Origin of the sequence: Pacificibacter marinus, from assembly GCF_900109555.1 — a bacterium.
GTDB lineage: Bacteria > Pseudomonadota > Alphaproteobacteria > Rhodobacterales > Rhodobacteraceae > Celeribacter > Celeribacter marinus_C.
Map to the genome: position 1 here is coordinate 186,886 of NZ_FNZV01000004.1, position 19,243 is coordinate 206,128.

17 protein-coding genes are annotated in these 19,243 nt (G+C 53.9%); 16 read left to right on the forward strand and 1 reads right to left on the reverse strand.

The window, feature by feature from the left end; all coding sequences use genetic code 11:
- The first annotated feature begins 50 nt into the window (after window positions 1–50).
- From BM025_RS07430 to recN, 16 genes are all read left to right on the forward strand, one after another.
- Window positions 51–248, forward strand: coding sequence for a hypothetical protein (locus tag BM025_RS07430; RefSeq protein WP_085849035.1), 198 nt, complete (start codon window positions 51–53; stop codon window positions 246–248).
- A complete protein-coding gene (locus BM025_RS07435; RefSeq protein WP_085849034.1) occupies window positions 249–1,457 on the forward strand; it encodes a tetratricopeptide repeat protein in 1,209 nt (402 codons plus the stop codon).
- Between the two features lie 60 nt (window positions 1,458–1,517).
- Window positions 1,518–2,915 carry a UDP-N-acetylmuramoyl-L-alanine--D-glutamate ligase gene (gene murD, locus BM025_RS07440; RefSeq protein ID WP_085849033.1) on the forward strand — a complete coding sequence of 466 codons (1,398 nt, stop codon included), beginning with the start codon at window positions 1,518–1,520 and terminating at the stop codon, window positions 2,913–2,915.
- A 189-nt stretch (window positions 2,916–3,104) separates the two neighbouring features.
- Window positions 3,105–4,271, forward strand: a complete 1,167-nt coding sequence (locus BM025_RS07445) for a peptidoglycan glycosyltransferase FtsW (RefSeq protein ID WP_085849032.1) — start codon at window positions 3,105–3,107, stop codon at window positions 4,269–4,271.
- A 26-nt stretch (window positions 4,272–4,297) separates the two neighbouring features.
- On the forward strand, window positions 4,298–5,392 hold the full coding sequence (murG, locus tag BM025_RS07450) for an undecaprenyldiphospho-muramoylpentapeptide beta-N-acetylglucosaminyltransferase (RefSeq protein ID WP_085849208.1): 1,095 nt from the start codon (window positions 4,298–4,300) through the stop codon (window positions 5,390–5,392).
- A gap of 46 nt (window positions 5,393–5,438) precedes the next feature.
- Window positions 5,439–6,842 carry a UDP-N-acetylmuramate--L-alanine ligase gene (murC, locus tag BM025_RS07455; protein WP_085849031.1) on the forward strand — a complete coding sequence of 468 codons (1,404 nt, stop codon included), beginning with the start codon at window positions 5,439–5,441 and terminating at the stop codon, window positions 6,840–6,842.
- Window positions 6,843–6,887: 45 nt separating this feature from the next.
- The gene (locus BM025_RS07460) at window positions 6,888–7,133 is read left to right on the forward strand and encodes a DUF2484 family protein (protein ID WP_085849030.1); all 246 of its coding nucleotides are present in this window, start codon (window positions 6,888–6,890) and stop codon (window positions 7,131–7,133) included.
- A 12-nt stretch (window positions 7,134–7,145) separates the two neighbouring features.
- Complete coding sequence (locus BM025_RS07465; RefSeq protein ID WP_085849029.1) at window positions 7,146–7,403, forward strand: DUF2484 family protein; 258 nt, start codon at window positions 7,146–7,148, stop codon at window positions 7,401–7,403.
- Between the two features lie 51 nt (window positions 7,404–7,454).
- A complete protein-coding gene (gene murB / locus BM025_RS07470; protein WP_085849028.1) occupies window positions 7,455–8,405 on the forward strand; it encodes a UDP-N-acetylmuramate dehydrogenase in 951 nt (316 codons plus the stop codon).
- A gap of 134 nt (window positions 8,406–8,539) precedes the next feature.
- On the forward strand, window positions 8,540–9,451 hold the full coding sequence (locus BM025_RS07475) for a D-alanine--D-alanine ligase (protein WP_170842146.1): 912 nt from the start codon (window positions 8,540–8,542) through the stop codon (window positions 9,449–9,451).
- The gene (locus BM025_RS07480; RefSeq protein ID WP_085849026.1) at window positions 9,439–10,401 is read left to right on the forward strand and encodes a cell division protein FtsQ/DivIB; all 963 of its coding nucleotides are present in this window, start codon (window positions 9,439–9,441) and stop codon (window positions 10,399–10,401) included. Before BM025_RS07475 ends, BM025_RS07480 begins: the two co-directional genes overlap by 13 nt.
- Before the next feature lie 16 nt (window positions 10,402–10,417).
- Window positions 10,418–11,749, forward strand: coding sequence for a cell division protein FtsA (ftsA, locus tag BM025_RS07485; protein WP_085849025.1), 1,332 nt, complete (start codon window positions 10,418–10,420; stop codon window positions 11,747–11,749).
- A 470-nt stretch (window positions 11,750–12,219) separates the two neighbouring features.
- On the forward strand, window positions 12,220–13,872 hold the full coding sequence (gene ftsZ / locus BM025_RS07490; RefSeq protein ID WP_085849024.1) for a cell division protein FtsZ: 1,653 nt from the start codon (window positions 12,220–12,222) through the stop codon (window positions 13,870–13,872).
- Window positions 13,873–14,167: 295 nt separating this feature from the next.
- Window positions 14,168–15,103, forward strand: a complete 936-nt coding sequence (gene lpxC, locus BM025_RS07495; protein WP_085849023.1) for a UDP-3-O-acyl-N-acetylglucosamine deacetylase — start codon at window positions 14,168–14,170, stop codon at window positions 15,101–15,103.
- A 138-nt stretch (window positions 15,104–15,241) separates the two neighbouring features.
- On the forward strand, window positions 15,242–16,078 hold the full coding sequence (locus BM025_RS07500; RefSeq protein WP_085849207.1) for an outer membrane protein assembly factor BamD: 837 nt from the start codon (window positions 15,242–15,244) through the stop codon (window positions 16,076–16,078).
- Window positions 16,079–16,097: 19 nt separating this feature from the next.
- Window positions 16,098–17,750, forward strand: a complete 1,653-nt coding sequence (recN, locus tag BM025_RS07505; protein WP_085849022.1) for a DNA repair protein RecN — start codon at window positions 16,098–16,100, stop codon at window positions 17,748–17,750.
- Between the two features lie 70 nt (window positions 17,751–17,820).
- Here recN and BM025_RS07510 read toward each other — a convergent pair whose 3' ends face one another.
- Complete coding sequence (locus BM025_RS07510) at window positions 17,821–19,191, reverse strand: FAD-binding oxidoreductase (RefSeq protein ID WP_085849021.1); 1,371 nt, start codon at window positions 19,189–19,191, stop codon at window positions 17,821–17,823.
- Window positions 19,192–19,243 lie beyond the last annotated feature (52 nt).

Sequence of the window (19,243 nt, forward strand, 5' to 3'; positions counted from 1 at the left end):
CTACGCCCCGCTCCTAGAGTTGGGGCGTATTTTGTTTGAGGATTTAAAACATGCCGGTTGATTTCATGGATTGGGTTGTTGTGATTTCTGCAATATTCGCTGGGCTTGCCGTTTTGGTTGCCTTTATGCGTCGCCCCAAGAAAACCACGAATGTGGTTAAACGCGGTGATGGCAATTCGCTGACAGGCGGCGATGGCACGACATCCAATACCGTTGAAGATGGCAATAACAATACACTGGGCGGATAAATGGCTCTTGGTCCTAAAACCGATAACTTGATTGAGGGTGGCGATGGCAACGCGCAAGTGGGGCATAACTCTGGTACGATCACTATTGGTTACACGATTGAACAACACGAAGCCGCTTTAGAACGAACACTTGAACGGGAGCGCGGCCACCTTAAGCTAGCTCACGGTGCCGAGTTGGAACGTATTCAGCGGGACATGGCTGAGCTTCAATCAAGGCTAGACAACAAAGAAAAAGATTATTCAGAACGCGTTGAGGAATTGTTTGAGTACAAGCAAAAACTTGAGCGTTTTTCCAATCAAATTGAAAAAGACAAATTGGACGCAGCGCAAAAGGCCTTGGATCGTGGCGACGACACGCTTGCGGAGGCATTGTTTAAGGAAGTTTTGGAAACGGTTCGCAATCGCCGCGAAGATGCTGAACAAGAAGAGGCAGAGCTTGAATTTGAGCTTGGAAAAATCGCAGAACGAAAAATTCTCTGGCACGATGCCTGCGCCCATTACAAACGTGCTGTCGGATTGCATGAAACCCTAGGCAACCTAAATGCCTATGCGCGAATGACGTGGCGCTTGGCCAAAGGGCAGGAAGCTGTGGATGCTCATGTTAAGATTCGTGATCTCACCGCAAAAGAATTTGGCGAAAATAGTAATGAATACGCGACACAACTCAATAACCTCGCGATCGTTCTCAAAGCGCAGGGGCAATTAGGCGAGGCTGAGACGCTGTTCCGAGAGGCGATTGCGATTGCTGAAAAGACGTTAGGTGTGGAACATCCTGCTTATGCCGCACGCCTGAATAACCTCGCGGGCGTTCTCAAAGAGCAGAGGCAATTTGGCGAAGCAGAGACGCTGTACCGCAAGGCGCTTGCGATTGATGCAAAGACGATAGGTGTCGATCATCCTGACTATGCCACCCACTTGAATAACCTCGCGCGTGTTCTTGAAGTACAGGGGCAATTTGGAGAGGCAGAAACGCTGTACCGCGAGGCGCTTGCGATTGAAGAAAAGACGATAGGTTTGGCACATCCTGATTATGCCCGCAGCTTGAATAACCTTGGGGGCGTGCTTTTTGCGCAGGGGCTATATGAAGACGCTGAAACGCTCAGTCGTCAGGCGATTAAGATTGCTGAGGCGGCTTTGGGGGCTGAGCATCCTAGTACAATTCAAGGACGCAAAAACCTCGAAATCCTCATAGCCAATTCCAAGCTCTAATCCCCTTTCCATCCCTCAACTTTGCGCAGATACTACGGCTAAGCGAATTTAGGGGCGAATATGATACCTGTATTGGGATACGAAGAGCAGAACGTGGCCATTTTAGGGCTTGGGCGGTCTGGTATGGCGACGGCAAAAGCTGTTGTTGCTGGCGGTGGCGAGCCGATTTGTTGGGACGACAGCGTCGAAGCGCGTGCCGCGGCCGAGGCCGAGGGCTATACCATTCGCGATCTGTCCAAAGCGGGCGCGTTTGATGACATTGCCGTGCTGGTTGCGTCCCCCGGCATTCCGCATCTCTACCCCGAACCCAACAAAGTGATCCAAGCCGCGTGGATGGCAGGTGTGCCTGTGGACAATGACATCGGCTTGTTTTTCCGCTCGTTTGGGTCGGGCGATTGGATGGACCACGACACCCCGCCGCGCATCATCGCGGTCACGGGATCGAACGGTAAATCCACTACATCGGCGCTGATCCATCACATTCTCACATCAACAGGCACACCGTCGCAATTGGCTGGCAACATTGGGCGTGGCGTGTTGGATTTGGACGCGCCAGAGGACGGCGAAGTGATCGTGCTTGAGTTGTCATCCTACCAAACGGACCTCGCGCGCTCGCTCACGCCAGACATTGCCGTGTTCACAAACCTGTCCCCCGATCACTTGGATCGTCACGCGGGCATGGGCGGTTATTTCGCTGCCAAGCGTCGCTTGTTTGCCGAGGGCGGTCCTGATCGCGCCATCATTGGTGTGGATGAGGTTGAGGGGCAATATATGGCCAATCAACTGGTCGATAGTTTTGCCGATGGTCGCCTGATCCGCATCTCCAGTGGACAAAAGCTGAAAGGGGCTGGTTGGAATATTTATGCGCACAAAGGGTTCTTGTCCGAATGGCGTAAAGGACGTCAGGCGGGATCAATTGATCTGCGTGAAATTGCGGGCTTGCCGGGTGCGCACAACCATCAAAATGCTTGCGCTGCCTATGCCGCCTGTCGCGCGATTGGCACATCGCCAAAACTGATTGCAGAAGCGTTACACAGCTTCAAAGGTCTGCCGCATCGCAGCCAAATTGTGGGTGAAAAAGACGGCGTGCGCTTTGTGAATGACAGCAAAGCCACCAATGTCGATGCCGCAGCCAAAGCGCTGCAAGCGTTCAAATCCATTCGTTGGATCGCGGGCGGTATGGGCAAAGATGGCGGTATCGCTGAATTGTCTGATCATCTGGGCGCTGTGCAAAAGGCGTATCTCATCGGGTTTTCAGCTAAAGATTTCGCGCTGCAACTAGGGGATACACCCTATGAATTGTGTGACACGATGCAAGTCGCTGTAACCAAAGCTGCGGCTGAGGCCACACATGGCGACACCGTGCTTTTGGCCCCCGCAGCGGCGTCTTTTGACCAATATCCGAATTTTGAGAAACGTGGTGATGATTTCATCGCGCAGGTCGAAGCATTGCTTTAAGTCCTGTCGCCAAAGTGCCTGCGCTCTGATCACGGGGCGTGGGCCAACGCGCAGCATCCCTTGATGGGCAAAACATCGCTTTCATGCTGACCCGCGCGCAATCTATAGTAGTAAACGCATGAAAACCGCGCTACGCTCAGCCTTAGATCCGGAAAACCGGGCGATGATACAGAGGCAGTAGGCAGTCCCATGACAGAAATGGTTTATGGTTCGATTCCCGCACGGGAAGGGGAACCGATATTTTCGCGCTGGTGGCGCACGATTGACAAATGGACGCTGTCTTGCGTCTTTGTGTTGTTTGGCATCGGTCTTTTGCTGGGCTTGGCCGCTTCGCCGCCCTTGGCTGAAAAAAACAATCTGCCCTATTTTTATTTCGTTCAGCGACAGGTTTTCTTTGGCTGTATCGCGCTGACAACCATGGTGTTGGTCACCATGATGGACCCGCATAAAGTGCGCCGCCTTGGCGTTGTGGGCTTTCTGGCCGCCTTTATCGCCTTGGCCTTACTGCCATTTTTCGGAACGGATTTTGGCAAAGGCGCGATGCGGTGGTTTTCTTTTGGGTTTGCCTCTGTTCAGCCGTCAGAATTTTTAAAGCCCGCGTTTGTGATCACCAGTGCTTGGTTGATTGCGGCGGCGCTTGAAATTGGCGGTCCTCCCGGGCGGCTGTATTCGTTTATGTTGACCATAGTGATTGTTGTGATGTTGGCTTTACAACCTGATTTTGGCCAAGCGTCCTTGGTGCTGTTCAGTTGGGGTGTGATGTATTTCGTGGGCGGTGCGCCGCTTTTGCTGTTGATCTGTCTTGCGGGGCTTGTGGTGTTTGGTGGCACGCTGGCCTACAATGGGTCCGAACACTTTGCGCGGCGTATTGATGGGTTTTTGAACCCTGATATCGATCCGACCACCCAGATTGGCTATGCCACGAACGCAATCCGCGAAGGTGGATTTTTCGGCGTGGGCGTGGGCGAGGGGACTGTGAAGTGGTCCCTGCCTGATGCGCATACCGATTTTATCATTGCGGTGGCCGCCGAAGAATATGGGATGATTTTAGTGTTCACCATCATCGCACTCTACGCCACGATCACTGTGCGCTCGCTGTGGCGTTTGTTGCGTGAACGCGATCCGTTTATCCGTTTGGCGGGCACGGGGCTGGCTTGTGCGTTTGGCATTCAAGCGTTTATCAACATGGGTGTTGCTGTGCGGTTGTTGCCAGCCAAAGGCATGACGTTGCCGTTTGTGTCCTATGGTGGTTCATCGGTGATCGCATCGGGCATTGCCGTTGGTGCGCTTTTGGCGTTCACCCGCACACGCCCCCAAGGTGAGATCGGCGATTTGTTGATCCGCCGCGGTCGCTGAAACTTGCATTTTGAAAAGGTGATATGATGTCTGGCCAAACTCCTCTTGTGGTGATTGCTGCTGGTGGCACGGGCGGGCATATGTTTCCCGCGCAAGCCTTGGCCGAAGTGCTTTTGGCACGGGGGTGGCGCGTCAAGCTTTCCACTGATCCACGCGGCGCACGCTATGCTGGTGGATTTCCTCAAGCTGTTGAAATTGAGGTTTTGACCTCAGGCACATTCGCGCGTGGTGGAATTGTCGCCAAGCTGGGCGTGCCGTTTAAAATTGTTGGCGGCGTCTTGTCTGCGATGCGCAAGTTTCGCAAAGATCGCCCCAATGTGGTGATCGGCTTTGGCGGCTACCCTGCCATTCCATCTGTGGCGGCTGCGACACTGATGAAATTGCCACGGATGATCCATGAACAAAACGGCGTGTTGGGGCGCGTGAACAAAGTTTTTGCCCCCAAAGTGGCACAGGTCGCTTGCGGTGTTTGGCCCACACAATTGCCTGAAGGCGCGGTTGGTGTGCATGTGGGAAATCCTGTGCGCGGTGCGGTGTTAGAGCGTGCAGCAGCGCCCTATATTACCCCCGGTGAATATCCGATGGAAGTCTTGGTTTTGGGCGGCTCACAAGGGGCGCGCATCACATCTGATATGGTGCCTGCCGCGATCACAGCCTTGCCTGAACATTTGCGTCAAAACCTGCGTGTCAGTCAGCAAGCGCGCGCAGAGGATGTGGCGCGTGTTGAACAGCATTACGCAGATCACGGCATGGGCGCTGACATCAAAACCTTTTTCGATGATGTGCCAAGTCGCATGTCAGAGGCGCAATTGGTGATTGCACGTTCTGGCGCATCGACGGTGGCGGATATTTCTGTCATCGGTCGGCCTTCGATTTTAATCCCCTTTGCTGCCGCCACGGGCGACCACCAAACGGCCAATGCGCGCGGCTTGGTGGATGCGGGCGCTGCGATTATGATCCCCGAAAGTCAATTGACGGTGCAAAGTCTAAGCGAACAGATCGCTTTGGTTTTGGGCAATCCTGATGGGGCCAGCCACATGAGCCGCGCAGCGCTGTCTGTTGGCAAACCTGAAGCCGCACAAGAGCTCGCCGCATTGGTCGAAGCACTGGCCGCCCATTAATTTTCGGCCTAAACACGCGCCGCACCGAGAAAGAAAGAGATAAGACATGAACGCATCCGCAACCAAGCTTCCCACCGAAATGGGGCCAATCCACTTTGTTGGCATTGGCGGTATCGGCATGTCCGGCATTGCAGAAGTGCTGCTCAATCACGGGTATTCGGTGCAAGGTTCTGACCTGAAAGCATCCAAAATCACTGACCGGCTTGAAACGCTGGGTGCGCGGGTTTTTGTCGGGCAAAAGGCCGAAAACCTCGAAGGCGCGGCTGTCGTGGTCATTTCAAGCGCGATCAAACCGGGTAATCCAGAATTGGATGCAGCGCGTTTGGCTGGGCTGCCTGTTGTGCGCCGCGCTGAAATGCTTGCAGAACTCATGCGCCTGAAATCTAACATCGCAGTGGCGGGAACGCATGGCAAAACCACCACCACCACGATGGTTGCAACATTGCTGGACCAAGGCGGCATTGACCCGACTGTCATCAATGGCGGGATCATTCACGCCTATGGGTCTAACGCGCGCGTTGGCACGGGCGACTGGATGGTTGTGGAAGCGGATGAAAGCGATGGCACGTTCAACCGCCTGCCTGCGACCATTGCGATTGTGACCAATATCGATCCTGAGCACATGGAACATTGGGGCGATTTCGATACGCTGCGCAAAGGCTTTTATGACTTTGTGTCCAACATTCCGTTTTACGGCTTGGCTGTGTGCTGTACGGATCACCCCGAAGTGCAAACGCTTGTGGGCAAGATCACCGATCGCCGCGTTGTGACCTTTGGGTTTAACGCGCAAGCCGATGTGCGCGCCATCAATTTGACCTATAAAAAAGGCGTGGCGCATTTTGATATCGCCTTGCAACAAGATGACATCGTGATCAAAGACTGCACCTTGCCTATGCCCGGTGATCACAACGTATCCAATGCTTTGGCGGCTGTGGCTGTGGCGCGCCATTTGGGAATGACGCCCGATGCGATCCGTGAAGCTTTGGCGAATTTTGCTGGTGTGAACCGCCGCTTTACCCGCGTGGGCGAAGTCAACGGTGTGACCATTATCGATGATTATGGCCATCACCCCGTTGAAATCGCTGCCGTGCTCAAAGCGGCGCGTCAAGCCACCGAAGGGCGTGTGATTGCAGTGCATCAGCCGCACCGCTTTAGTCGTTTGGCGTCTTTGTTCGAAGATTTTTGTACCTGCTTCAACGAAGCCGATGTGGTTGGCATTTCTGATATTTTTGCCGCTGGCGAAGACCCTATCGAGGGCGCAGGCCGTGATGATTTGGTCGCAGGTCTGATCCGCCACGGGCACCGCCATGCGCGCGCAGTCACATCTATTGACGATTTGGAACGTCTTGTGCGCGAACAAGCACGTGAAGGCGATTTGGTTGTGTGCCTTGGGGCAGGGACCATTTCAACGTGGGCCTATGCTTTGGCTGAGCGTTTGGCGAAAGATTAACGTGAAAAGCTTGGGCCCAGTGCACACAGGCAGGGCCCCGGTACAATGACATCACTTGTTGCCTTTTGTGTTTGGGTGCTTGCCACAATGGGGCTTGCGCTTTTACCTATAAAATACCAAATTCTCCCTGGGTTGGGATTTTTGCTCATTCTGCCCGTGCTCTTGGTGTGGCTTGCGCACGATTATGGTGCGCTGCCTGTTGTTGTTTGTATTTTCGCTGCCGTGTCTTTGTTTCGCAAGCCGTTGTGGGCCCTTGTTTCAGGCGCACGACGTTGGATCACTCGCACTTGACCAGAGGTACTTATGACGCTTTCTCTTATTCTCGCATGTCTTTGGGCCATTTCGGCGAATGTCATTGCAATTCTGCCCGCGCGTAAATCACACTGGCCCGCAGCCTATGTGCTGATTGGCTTGGGGGTTCCCCTTTTGGGCTTCGTCACTTATGAAAACGGGCCATGGATTGGCTTGCTTGTTTTGGCCGCTGGCGCGTCAATGTTGCGTTGGCCAGTGCGGTATCTGGGCGGCTTTTTGGGGCGTTGGATCAAAGGCAAGTTGACCTGACGATAGGTTAAATGGCGTTTGATATATTAAGCTATAAGATAAGGTGAGAGAATGAGTTTTCCCGATGTGCGTGGCACTTTGACTGAAAATCGCCCCTTGGCAGATTTGACATGGCTGCGTGTGGGTGGGCCAGCGGATGCGTTGTTTCAACCTGCCGATGTGGATGATTTGCAGAGCTTCCTGAAAGCTCTTGATCCTGCCGCCGCAGTGTTTCCCATGGGTGTAGGATCAAATCTAATCGTGCGGGATGGTGGCATTCGTGCGGTGGTGATCCGCATGGGGCGCGGGTTCAACGGCATCTCGTTTGACGGCAATTTCATCACTGCGGGGGTCGCGGCGCTGGGGGCTCATGTCGCGCGCAAAGCGGCGGCCCAAGGTCTTGATCTGACATTTTTGCGGACGATCCCCGGCGCAATAGGTGGTGCTGTGCGGATGAACGCGGGCTGTTACGGGTCTTATGTTGCGGATCATTTTGTGTCTGCCAAAGCGGTGACGCGCGATGGTGATATTGTCACGCTGACTGCCGATGATTTGAAATTCGAATATCGCGGCTCAACTCTGCCCGAGGGCTGGGTTTTGACAGAGGCCACGTTCAAAGCGGACAGTGATGATGCCGCCGTTCTTGAGGCGCGCATGGATGCCCAGTTGAAAAAGCGTGATGAAACGCAACCGACCAAAGATCGGTCTGCTGGGTCGACATTTCGTAATCCTGCAGGATTTTCATCAACGGGACAGGCGGATGATGTGCACGATCTGAAGGCTTGGAAGGTGATCGATGATGCTGGTTTGCGCGGTCACATGATCGGCGGTGCTCAAATGAGCCCGATGCATTCCAATTTTATGATCAATACAGGCACAGCCACAGCGCATGACTTGGAAAGTCTTGGTGAAGATGTGCGAAAAAAAGTGTTCCAAAATTCCGGCCTTACGCTAAGGTGGGAAATTAAGCGCATCGGAGAATTTTTGGGCAAACCTGTTGTCAGCGGCTGTCCCACTGGTTAAACGAATCGCGAGACCTCTTTTCAAAAGAGGCGGTATTGGGCTACGTCCCTCTAATATAATTACAAATTGAGCCGCAAAAGGTTCAAAAAAACACAGGAACCACAAAGGTTCCGGATCATGAGGCACTTGTGGGTATGTCGAGCAGGACACCCCGAAAAGTGGCGGTATTGATGGGTGGCCCCTCGGTTGAACGCGAGGTGTCTCTGTCGTCTGGGCGTGAATGCGCCGCCGCGCTTAAGGGCGAAGGATACGATGTCGTTGAAATCGACGCGGGCGATGATTTGTGTCAACAATTGACCAAAGCCGCCCCTGATGTTGTGTTCAACGCGTTGCATGGTCGCTACGGCGAAGATGGGTGCGTGCAAGGCATTCTGGAATGGATGGGCATCCCTTATACGCATTCCGGTGTTTTAGCCTCAGCCACCGCCATGGACAAAATCCGCACCAAAGAGATTTATCAAGCCGCAGGTCTGCCAATCGCCCCCAGCCGTCTTGCAACCCGCGAAGAGGTCGAGGCCGATCACGTCATCGCGCCCCCTTATGTGGTGAAACCCTATAATGAAGGATCCTCAGTCGGGGTCTATCTTGTGCAGGTCGGTAGCAACGCGCCACGCCTGTCAAAAGACATGCCGCCGGTTGTGATGGTCGAGGCCTTTGTGCCGGGCCGTGAATTGACCTGTACTGTCATGGGAGACCGCGTGTTGGATGTGACCGATATCCTCACCGATGGTTGGTATGACTACGACGCCAAATACAAAACTGGCGGATCACGCCATGTTTGCCCCGCCGAAATTTCAGACGAAATCACCAAAGCCTGCCAAGACTACGCTCTGCGTGCTCACAACGCATTGGGCTGTCGCGGTGTAACGCGCACTGATTTTCGCTGGGATGAAAGCAAAGGTATTGATGGGTTGATTTTGCTTGAAACCAACACCCAACCTGGCATGACGCCAACGTCGCTCAGCCCTGAGCAAGCTCAAGTGAGCGGTCTGACATACGGTCAGTTCGTGGCATGGATGGTCGAGGACGCATCATGCAATCGATAGATCCTATGGTCTTTGCGAAACCTGCCTCTGCTGGCGGATCAGCCCGCGTGTCCGAAGCTGTCGCACGTGTGATGCGGGCGCGGACTGGCGGCTCTGAAGGCGCAGCGCCCAAACCGCGTGACCCTGCGCCGTCGCGGGCCGTTTATAAAATGAACCGTCTTTGGCTGACCCCGTCATTTCGCTTTGCGATGCGTCGGATCGTGCCGTTGGCGGTGGTTTTGATGGCTGTCGGGATTTGGATTGGCGACGAAGACAATCGGGAATTCGTGACCGAGCAATATACGGTGATGAAATCCGAGTTGCAAAATCGCCCTGAGTTTATGGTCAAATTGATGGCTGTTGATGGGGCCTCACCTGATTTGGCCGCTGATATTCGTGAAGTCGCGCCTGTTGATTTTCCAATTTCGTCCTTCGATCTGGATTTGCAAGGCATGTTGACGCAGATCGAAAGCCTTGACGCTGTCGCGGATGTGGGTGTGCGGGTGCGTGCTGGCGGTATTTTGCAAATCGATATCACTGAGCGGGTGCCTGCTGTTGTGTGGCGTGGCCCTCAGGGGCTTGAAATGCTCGACACCGAAGGTCACCGCGTGGCCGCTTTGGCATCACGTTTGGACCGTCTTGATCTACCATTGATTGCGGGCGAAGGGGCCGAGCGCAAAGTGGGCGAAGCACTGGCATTGCTCAAAGCCGCAGACCCGTTGATGGACCGCGTGCGCGGCATTGTCCGTGTGGGCGAGCGCCGTTGGGATCTTGTTTTAGACAAGGGACAAAAAATCAAATTGCCTGAAACCAATCCATTTGCTGCGCTTGCACAGGTGATCACATTGGATCAGGCCCAAGACCTATTGGGGCGCGATGTGCGCACCGTTGATATGCGCAACCCGAAACGGCCTACGCTGCGGATTTCAGACGCCGCACGTGACGAATTCCGCCGCCTTAAGGGATTATAACTGGAGTGTTCTTGCGATGACCGATCTTTATGCTGCTCAGCGCGCAATGCGCAATATGAGAAAAGCTGCGATTCAGCGTGGCGTGATCGCTATTTTGGATGTGGGCACCTCTAAGATTGCCTGCCTGATTTTACGCTTTGATGGCGAAAAATTCATGGGCGGCGATGGGGTTGGGTCACTTGCAGGCCAGTCTGGCTTTCGGGTGATTGGCGCTGCCACAACCCGCTCACGCGGTGTGAAATTCGGCGAAATCGATGCGATGGCAGAAACCGAACGCGCTATTCGGACCGCCGTTCAAGCCGCACAAAAAATGGCGCAAACGCGTGTTGATCATGTGATCGCATGTTTTTCCGGTGGTTCGCCACGCTCGTATGGTTTGGCCGGGCAGGTTGAACTTGAAGGCGAAGCGGTGACAGAACAAGATGTCGCCCGCGTTTTAGCCGCCAGCGATGTGCCCGATTATGGTGCGCACCGCGAAGTGATCCACGCGCAGCCGGTGAACTTTGCGCTTGATCATCGGTCTGGTTTGGGTGATCCGCGTGGGCAGATTGGCAACAATTTGGCCGTCGACATGCATATGCTCACCGTTGACACTGCCACGATCCAAAACCTTTTGTATTGCATCAAACGCTGCGATCTAGAAGTCGCTGGCCTTGCATCCTCTGCTTATATGGCGGGCGTGTCGGCCTTGGTTGAAGACGAGCAAGAATTGGGCGCGGCCTGTGTCGACCTTGGGGGCGGGGCCTCTGACGTGTCGATCTTTATGAAAAAACACATGATCTATGCGGATTCCGTGCGCATGGGCGGGGATCAGGTCACATCCGATATTGCGATGGGTCTGCAAATTCCCAATGCCACGGCCGAGCGGATCAAAACATTCTATGGTGGCGTTGTGGCCACAGGAATGGATGATCGCGAGATGATTGAAATTGGTGGTGACAGTGGCGATTGGGACCGTGATCGCCGTACGGTGTCGCGTGCTGAACTGATCGGTATCATTCGCCCCCGTGTTGAAGAAATTCTCGAAGGTGTGCGCGATTGTTTGGACGCCGCTGGATTTGAGCACCTGCCAAGCCAACAGATTGTTTTGACCGGTGGGGCCAGCCAGATTCCAGGACTTGATGGGCTTGCGCCGAAAATCTTGGGGCAACAAGTGCGCATCGGACGACCTTTGCGCGTACAGGGCTTGCCACAAGCTGCAACTGGGGCGGCTTTTGCCTCTGCCGTTGGTTTGTGTTTGTTTGCAGCCAATCCGCAAGATGAATGGTGGGATTTTGAAGTTCCCGCCGAGCGCTACCCTGCACGGTCTTTGAAGCGTGCTGTGCGGTGGTTTAAAGAAAATTGGTGATCTGAGCGCCGCGTGGATCTGTGATGGGCTTTATGCCACAAACGGGTTTCCCTGCGGCGTCTTTCACTTTAATATATTAGCAAGACCCTAGCGCGAGAGCGCACCTTTCAAGAATCCTAAGGATCACGAGGCAAAGGGTCCTGTCAGGCACGGGCAGTGTTTTGGTGGATTTGTTAACCTTTTCGGGCTTTATGACCCGATTTTGGCGCAAGCGCAGCTTGACGCTAGGTCTCTTTGCGGCCTTAGCCCCCAAATGTGGGGTGGTGCGCAAAATACCGCCTAATTTTATGCGGTATTCCCCTACATTTTGTGTCGCGATTGTGTTTTTTGGGTGACGCCGCTCATAAAAACCCATAGGATGAACGGGAATAGGTAAGTTTTGTTTGGCGCGTTGCCAAGCAGGGACAGTTTGAGGGCGAGTTCGTGGGACAGCGTGCCGCTCCGTAAACAGAAAAAACAGGCGGTAGATCATGGCTTTGAACCTCACAATGCCCGAGCGCGAAGATTTGAAACCTCGTATCACAGTGTTTGGCGTTGGTGGCGCTGGTGGTAATGCGGTCAATAACATGATCGAAAAAGAGCTTGAAGGCGTGGAGTTCGTTGTTGCGAACACTGACGCACAAGCTTTGCAGCACTCCAATGCTGCCTCAAAAATCCAAATAGGTGTTAAAGTCACTGAAGGCCTTGGTGCTGGTGCGCGACCAAGTGTTGGTGCTGCCGCTGCCGAAGAAAGCATCGAAGCCATTGTTGATCATCTTGCTGGCGCACACATGTGTTTCATCACAGCGGGCATGGGGGGCGGCACCGGCACAGGCGCTGCACCAATCATCGCGCAAGCTGCACGTGAGCTAGGTGTTTTGACTGTTGGCGTTGTAACTAAGCCATTCCAATTTGAGGGCGCAAAACGTATGCGTCAGGCGGATGAAGGTGTCGAAGCTTTGCAGAAAATGGTCGACACGCTGATCATTATTCCGAACCAAAACCTGTTCCGCCTTGCCAATGAAAAAACCACATTCACTGACGCCTTCTCTATGGCGGATGATGTTTTGTACCAAGGTGTGAAAGGCGTCACTGACTTGATGGTGCGCCCTGGCTTGATCAACCTCGACTTTGCAGACGTTCGCGCTGTGATGGACGAGATGGGCAAAGCTATGATGGGCACAGGCGAGGCAGAGGGCGAAGATCGCGCGATCCAAGCTGCAGAAAAAGCCATCGCCAACCCATTGCTCGACGAAATGTCTCTCGCAGGCGCCAAAGGTGTTCTTATCAACATCACAGGCGGCGACGATTTGACATTGTTCGAACTCGACGAAGCGGCAAACCGTATTCGCGAAGAGGTCGACCCAGAAGCCAACATCATCGTTGGTTCTACTATGGACCCATCTTTGGGTGGCAAAATGCGCGTGTCTGTTGTGGCCACTGGTATTGACGCAGCGGTTTCGACCGAAATGCCAACACCACGTCGCCGTATGGCTGAGCCCTTGGCGCCTGCCGCCGCAGAGCAAGCACCAGCGCCGGCCCCACAGCAACAACCACAACATCAGCAGCCTGCTGCAAGCGCATATGAAGCGCCAGTTCAGCCTTCTTTGGATGTATTCGATCCGCACTCATCATCAATAGCATCTCAAGCCGAAGAGACTTATGACGCTGTAGATGATGTTCCTGCGCCAGCATATCAGCCACGCCCTGAGCACACATATCAGCCTGCGATGCACGAGCCAGAAGCAGATTCATACGTTGCGCCACGCGCACCTACTGCGGGCACGCCGTCACCTGAAGCGGTCTCTCGTTTGCAAGCGGCTGTCGCAAAGCGCCCAGAAGCGCCGATGCAGCAGCGTCAGCCACAACAACAACCTCAACACGCGGCTCCACGGTCTTTCGGTGCGCCTGAGCAACCAAAACAAGGTCGCTTTGGGATCAACTCTTTGATTGGTCGCATGACGGGTAATGGTGCCGAAGAGGCAGCTGAACCACAGCCACGTCAAGCGGCACCTGCACAGCGTTTTGCGGCTCAACCAAGCCGTCAACCACAGGTACATCAGTCTTACGACGAAGATCAGGATCCAAACCCTGAGCAGGAAAAAATCGAAATTCCAGCCTTCTTGCGTCGTCAGGCAAACTGATCGTTTATCAGACGTTTGTAACGATTTGATCAAATCCGTGATCACGTTTGAATTTATTTAAGTTTAAAAAGGCTGGGATTTCCCAGCCTTTTTTCTTTCATATCATATACTTGCTGCGATGCGGCGCGGATGTGCGCGAAATGTTGCTTGTGGCGATCTGTACATGTTTCATTTCGTTACAAAGATTGAGTTGAGTACCCCCATAAACGCGCCTACCTCATTATTAACAAAGTTTGCTGATCGTGTTGTCCGCTGGACGTGGCACCAAGCAAACAAAGCAACCATGAGGCACGCCGTGCAAAAGACAGTCGCAAAAACGATTACATTCGATGGGGTGGGGCTCCACTCCGGCGAAGCTGTGCGTATGACTGTTGAAGCCGCGCCTGCAAATTCTGGTATTTCGTTCAAACGTTCCGACATTGATGCTGACATCAACGACACGCGCAACCCGTTCATCGCAGCGCGCTGGGATGTTGTGGTGCCTTCTAAGTTGTGCACATTGATCCGCAACACGGATGGTGTTGAAGTTTCAACGATCGAACACATCATGGCTGCGCTTGCTGGCTGTGGCGTGACCAATGCACTCGTGTCTGTGAGTGGCCCCGAAGTGCCAATCGAAGATGGATCAGCGGCGCCTTTCGTGGCCGCGATCTTGTCTGTTGGGCTGACACGTCAAAAAGGTCCTATGCGGGCGTTGAAAATTTTGAAACCTGTTCAAATCGAAGTGGGCGCGGCGACTGCCCGTTTGGAACCATCGCATACATTAGAAATCGATTTTCATATTGATTTTGAAGATGCCGCGATTGGCGTTCAAGACAAACGTCTTGTGATGGCCAATGGTGCGTTTATTCGTGAGCTGTCAAACTGTCGTACATTCTGCCGCAAATCCGATGTGGACCTGATGCAGGCCAATGGATTGGCGCTTGGTGGGACATTTGAAAACGCAGTTGTTGTGGATGGCGCAGATGTTTTGTCGCCTGGTGGCTTGCGCCATGAGGACGAGCCTGTACGCCACAAGATGCTGGATGCTTTGGGTGATTTGGCCTTGGCTGGCGCACCGATTCTCGGACGCTACACTGGTGTGCGCGCGGGACATGCGATGACAAATGCGCTTTTGCGTGAAGTTTTTGCAACGCCTGGCGCATGGGCTTTTGTGACAGTCGATGCCGCAACAGCGCGTACTTTGCCCGGTGCGGGCGTGAGCGTGTCAGATTTGGCATACTGCGCATAATTCGCCAGTTCTTGCCTCTAAGTCTTCACATCTTTATTTTCCGCAGCAAAGACGTTTTGCACCGAAAATTTCTGTGCTAGGAGTTGGTCCATGGCGCGCGGTCGCGGGTCACGAAGTTTGACGAAGGTGGAATTTTTCATGCGCACAGGATCGTACGGCAGCCTTAAATTGGCGGCAGCTTTTTCTTTGGCATTTGTAACGGCCTGCGGTGATTACGCCCCAGAGCGAGATCTTGAAGGTTATTCAGCCGAAGAAATTTACAAACGTGCCGAATATGAAATCACCACGAAAGATTTCGACACGGCGGCTCATTACTTTGGTGAGGTCGAGCGCCTTTACCCCTATTCTTCATGGTCCAAACGCGCCTTGATTATGGAAGCTTTTTCCTTTCACAGGGGCCGTGACTATGAACAAGCCCGCCTTGCCGCGCAGCGGTTCATTGACTTTTACCCCGCTGACGAAGATGCAGCCTATGCGCATTACTTGTTGGCATTGTCCTATTACGACCAAATCGATGACGTGGGCCGCGATCAAGGTCTGACGTTTCAAGCGCTGCAAGCGTTGCGTGTTGTGATTGAGCAGTATCCTGAAACAGAATACGCGCGCTCTGCCGTGTTGAAATTCGATTTGGCCTTTGACCACCTTGCGGCCAAAGAGATGGAAATCGGACGCTACTATTTGAAACGCAAACACTATGCGTCATCCGTGAACAGGTTCCGCGTCGTGATTGAACAGTTCCAAACCACACAGCACACTGCAGAAGCACTGCACCGTTTGGTCGAGGCCTATTTAGCACTTGGTCTCACAGATGAGGCGCAGACCGCAGGGGCGATTTTGGGGCACAACTTCCAATCGACCGAATGGTATCAAGACAGCTATGCTTTGCTGACGGGCCAAGGGCTTGAGGCCAAATCTTTGGGGAACAACTGGCTCAGCGCAGTGTATCGTCAAATGGTTCGCGGCGAATGGCTCTGACCAACGTTTCGAGGCGGTTATGTTAAGGCACCTTGATATCCGGGACATGTTGATCATCGACCGACTGGAACTATCGTTTCAGCCGGGTCTCAACGTGCTTACTGGGGAAACGGGTGCAGGTAAATCCATTTTGCTCGACAGTTTGGGCTTTGTCTTGGGCTGGCGCGGACGCGCCGAATTGGTGCGGGCAGGGGCCAAACAAGGCGAAGTGATTGCCGTGTTCGACGTGCCTCAAGGCCCCGTGGCTGAGGCTTTGATTCTTGAGGCTGGCATTGATGTCAGCGACAATGAACTGATTTTACGCCGTATCAACACCGCCGATGGGCGCAAAACTGCGTGGGTCAATGACCGCCGTGTTTCTGGTGATGTGCTGCGGCGTTTGTCGGAATTGCTGATTGAATTGCACGGGCAGCACGATGATCGTGGGTTGCTCAATCCCCGTGGGCACCGTGTGTTGTTGGACACCTTTGGCACCTTGGACGGCAAGCTGTCTAAAACGCGCACAGCGTGGAAAACACTGGCGGCAACGCGAAAAGCTTTGGCTGCCGCTCAAGCCGAACAAGCTGCCTTGAAATCCGAAGAAGAGTTTTTGCGCCATGCCGTAGGCGAGCTGGATAAAATCCGACCAGAAGCCGGCGAAGAGGCGAAACTCGATGCAGAGCGCCGCCTGATGCAATCTGCTGAAAAGATTTCTGGCGATATTTCAAAAGCCCACCAAGCCATGTCCTATGACGCCGCCGAAGGCGCGTTGACCGATGCGCTGCGTTGGTTGGAAGGCGCTGCAGACAAGGCAGATGGTCGTCTTGATGCGCCGATTGAGGGGCTCAACCGCACCTTGAATGAATTGGCCGATGCCCAGTCGGGCGTTGAGGAATGTATGGACGCGCTGCGGTTCAACCCGCACGAACTGGAAGGTATCGAAGAGCGCCTGTTCGCCATTCGAGGTCTCGCTCGCAAGCACAATGTCTTGGCAGATGATTTGGGTGACTTTGCTGATGATTTACGCAGCAAACTCAAGGCGCTGGATGGTGGTGCCGATGATTTGTTCCGTCTTGAACAAGACCTAAAAGATGCAGAAACACGTTACAGCACCGCAGCCGATGCATTGACCCGTGCGCGCCAATCCGCAGCCAAAGAACTTGATTCATTGATGGGCGCAGAGTTGGCCCCCCTGAAAATGGAACGCGCGGTGTTTGTCACGGTTGTCGCGCCGTGTGACGGCGGCCCCGATGGGCAAGACGCCGTGTCTTTCACTGTGGCGACCAACCCTGGTGCGCCAGCGGGGCCCCTGAATAAAATTGCCTCGGGTGGTGAATTGTCACGGTTTCTCTTGGCATTAAAAGTATGTCTGACGCGTGACCAATCCGGTGTCACGATGATTTTCGACGAAATTGATCGCGGCGTTGGCGGCGCCACTGCGGATGCCGTTGGGCGGCGTTTGAAAGCTTTGGCAGCAGACGGTCAAGTGCTTGTGGTGACGCATTCGCCGCAAGTGGCCGCATTGGGCGCGCATCATTGGCGTGTTGCCAAAAGGGTCGAAAAAGACATGACGTTGTCAGAGGTCGTGCCGCTTGTAGCACAGGACCGTATTGATGAAATCGCGCGTATGTTGTCGGGGGATTCGATCACAGATCCCGCCCGCGAAGCGGCCAAAGCCCTATTGAACGGCTAATTCTGCGATCAGCCGATTGGCGCTTTGCACACACTCCACTAATTTCAAGCACGGGCGTCTGGTTTGTCCCCTATGGGACAAGCTTTCCGGGATTCATGATGTTTTTCGGGTCCAATGCCTGCTTAATCGCGCCCATGGCAGCCCACGCGGGCGCACCGTGTTCTTGTTCCATGAAACCTTTTTTGCCAAGACCAATCCCGTGTTCTCCCGTGACCGTGCCACCAAGTTTCAAGGCTCGCTCTGCCATGCGGTGCGCTAGGCGTTTGGCCTCGGCCAATTCCGCATCATTGTCCGGTTCGACCAAAAGAATGGCGTGAAAATTTCCGTCGCCGACATGGCCCAAAATCGGACCTTCGATAGAGGATGCGGCAATATCGTCTGCCGTTTCTTGCACCGCTTCGGCCAGCTTTGAAATTGGCACACAAATGTCAGTCACGACAGAAATACAGCCCTTTTTAAGCGCCAAACAGGCATAGAACGCGTTGTGGCGCATGGTCCAAAGCGCGTTGCGATCTTCAAGCTTGCTGGCCCAATCAAAACCGGATGCCCCGAAGTCTTGCACAATGTCACCAAAGCTCGACACTTGGTCTGCCACGCTTGTCTCTGAGCCATTAAATTCTACGAAAAGGTGTGGTTTTAGAGGGAAATCAACACCTGCATAGGCGTTGACAGCTTCGACGCTTTTGGTGTCCAAAAATTCGATCCGCGCCATAGGAATGCCCATTTGAATGGTCATCATCACGGCATTCACAGCGCTGTCCATATCATCAAAGGCACAAACGGCGGCGTTGATTGCTTCAGGTTGGCCATGCAGGCGCAGTGTCAGTTCGGTCACAAGACCAAGCGTGCCCTCTGATCCTACAAACAGTGCGGTCAGGTCATAGCCTGCCGATGATTTGCGTGCGCGCGATCCTGTGTGCATGATCGTGCCATCGGCCAAAACCACTTCCAGCCCGATCACATTGTCGCGCATGGTGCCATACCGCACGGCAGTCGTGCCCGAAGCGCGGGTCATGGCCATGCCGCCGATTGATGCATTTGCACCGGGATCGACAGGAAACATCAGCCCCGTGGCGCGCAGGTCAGTATTCAGTTGCTCGCGCGAAACGCCGGGTTGCACGATAGCATCCATATCTGCGTCATTGACCCGTAGCACGCGGTTCATCTTAGAAAAATCAACCACAAGGCCACCATGGATCGCCATGGTTTGCCCCTCAAGTGATGTACCTGCCCCCCAGCCAATCACAGGAATGTCATGTGCGTGGCACAGTTTAACCAAAGCTGAAACTTCGGCTGTGGTTTGCGGATAGGCGACTGCATCGGGCGGAGTGTCAGCAAACCACGTCTCTGAACGGCCATGAACTTCAAGATCAGACTTGGAACGGGTCACGCGACCCTCTAGAACGGAAGTGAGTTCGGCGAATACGGTATCTTTAATCATTCTAAGCTCGATCTTTGAAAATGCAGTGTGGCTGGAAAGTGCCGTGCTGGTG

Excerpts from the sequence above, each read along its gene's own strand:
- BM025_RS07430 (WP_085849035.1), top strand. The coding sequence starts at position 51 with ATGCCGGTTGATTTCATGGATTGGGTTGTTGTGATTTCTGCAATATTC.
- BM025_RS07435 (WP_085849034.1), top strand. The coding sequence starts at position 249 with ATGGCTCTTGGTCCTAAAACCGATAACTTGATTGAGGGTGGCGATGGC.
- murD (WP_085849033.1), top strand. The coding sequence starts at position 1,518 with ATGATACCTGTATTGGGATACGAAGAGCAGAACGTGGCCATTTTAGGG.
- BM025_RS07445 (WP_085849032.1), top strand. The coding sequence starts at position 3,105 with ATGACAGAAATGGTTTATGGTTCGATTCCCGCACGGGAAGGGGAACCG.
- murG (WP_085849208.1), top strand. The coding sequence starts at position 4,298 with ATGTCTGGCCAAACTCCTCTTGTGGTGATTGCTGCTGGTGGCACGGGC.
- murC (WP_085849031.1), top strand. The coding sequence starts at position 5,439 with ATGAACGCATCCGCAACCAAGCTTCCCACCGAAATGGGGCCAATCCAC.
- BM025_RS07460 (WP_085849030.1), top strand. The coding sequence starts at position 6,888 with ATGACATCACTTGTTGCCTTTTGTGTTTGGGTGCTTGCCACAATGGGG.
- BM025_RS07465 (WP_085849029.1), top strand. The coding sequence starts at position 7,146 with ATGACGCTTTCTCTTATTCTCGCATGTCTTTGGGCCATTTCGGCGAAT.
- murB (WP_085849028.1), top strand. The coding sequence starts at position 7,455 with ATGAGTTTTCCCGATGTGCGTGGCACTTTGACTGAAAATCGCCCCTTG.
- BM025_RS07475 (WP_170842146.1), top strand. The coding sequence starts at position 8,540 with ATGTCGAGCAGGACACCCCGAAAAGTGGCGGTATTGATGGGTGGCCCC.
- BM025_RS07480 (WP_085849026.1), top strand. The coding sequence starts at position 9,439 with ATGCAATCGATAGATCCTATGGTCTTTGCGAAACCTGCCTCTGCTGGC.
- ftsA (WP_085849025.1), top strand. The coding sequence starts at position 10,418 with ATGACCGATCTTTATGCTGCTCAGCGCGCAATGCGCAATATGAGAAAA.
- ftsZ (WP_085849024.1), top strand. The coding sequence starts at position 12,220 with ATGGCTTTGAACCTCACAATGCCCGAGCGCGAAGATTTGAAACCTCGT.
- BM025_RS07500 (WP_085849207.1), top strand. The coding sequence starts at position 15,242 with ATGCGCACAGGATCGTACGGCAGCCTTAAATTGGCGGCAGCTTTTTCT.
- recN (WP_085849022.1), top strand. The coding sequence starts at position 16,098 with ATGTTAAGGCACCTTGATATCCGGGACATGTTGATCATCGACCGACTG.
- BM025_RS07510 (WP_085849021.1), bottom strand. The coding sequence starts at position 19,191 with ATGATTAAAGATACCGTATTCGCCGAACTCACTTCCGTTCTAGAGGGT.